The sequence below is a fragment of the Streptomyces sp. bgisy159 genome (assembly GCF_057707805.1).
In genome coordinates this window covers 1-1,009 of the sequence record NZ_JBYIQX010000123.1, presented here as the reverse complement: position 1 = coordinate 1,009, position 1,009 = coordinate 1, and the positions used below count along the sequence as shown (strand labels likewise).

Annotated in this window: 1 protein-coding gene; it reads right to left on the bottom strand. The window is 71.9% G+C overall.

Annotated elements, in window-relative coordinates; all coding sequences use genetic code 11:
- The coding region (locus AC3ET3_RS36090) for an acyltransferase domain-containing protein (protein ID WP_435613733.1) at nt 1-983 on the bottom strand (983 nt) is incomplete at its 3' end.
- Between the last annotated feature and the right edge of the window lie 26 nt (nt 984-1,009).

Genomic DNA, 1,009 nt, shown 5'->3' with positions numbered 1-1,009 from the left:
GCGGCGGCGCGTGTGGCTGCTTCGAAGGCGACGGTGTGGCGGAGGTTGCGGTACCAGTAGTCGGCGTCGAGGTCGCTGCCGTGGATCAGGTTTGCTGTGAGGGAGGAGTAGAGGGGTGTGTCGGTGTCGCGTGGTGCTATGGGGGCGAGTGCGTCGAGGAGTTGTTCGCGCATGACGTCGACGAAGGAGGAGTGGGAGGCGTAGTCGACGGGGACGCGGCGGCATCGTATGTCGTGTTCGTCGCACCATGCGGTGAGCCGGTCCAGCGCCTCGACGGGGCCGGCGAGGACGGTGTTGTCGGGGCTGTTGACGGCGGCGACTTCGAGTCCGAACCGTGCGGCCGCTTCCTCTGCCTGGGTCCGGGGGAGGGCGAGTGAGGTCATGCCTCCGTCGCCGGCGTGCTGGGCGATGAGGCGGGAGCGCAGGGCGACGACGCGTGCGCCGTCGGACAGGGAGAGTGCGCCGGCCGCGGTGGCGGCGGCGATCTCGCCCTGGGAGTGTCCGATGACCGCGGCGGGGTGTACGCCGACGGCGCGCCATTGCGCGGCCAGGGACACCATGACCGCCCACAGGGCGGGCTGCACCACGTCGACCCGGTCGAAGTCGGGCTGGCCGGGTTCGCCCCGGAGCACGGCCAGCAGGTCCCAGTCCACGAACGGCTCGAGGGCCCGCGCGCACTGGGCCAACTGCTCGGCGAACGCCCCGTTTTCGTCCAGTAGTTTCACGGCCATGCCGGGCCATTGGGCGCCCTGGCCGGGGAAGACCCATACCGGGTCGTCCGCCGGGCGGCCCGCGCCGCGCAGTGCCTGGTCCGTTGTCCGGAGGCGTTCCACGAGTGTGTCGCGGTCGGTGCCGGTGGTGGTGAGGGCGGCGCGGTGCTCGAACACCGTTCGTGATCCGGCGAGCATCCGTGCCACCGCGCCCACGGGGACGTCCGGATGCCGTTCGACGAAGTCCGCGACGCGCTCCAGCGCCGCCCGCACCGCACCCTCACTCCGTCCCGACACCA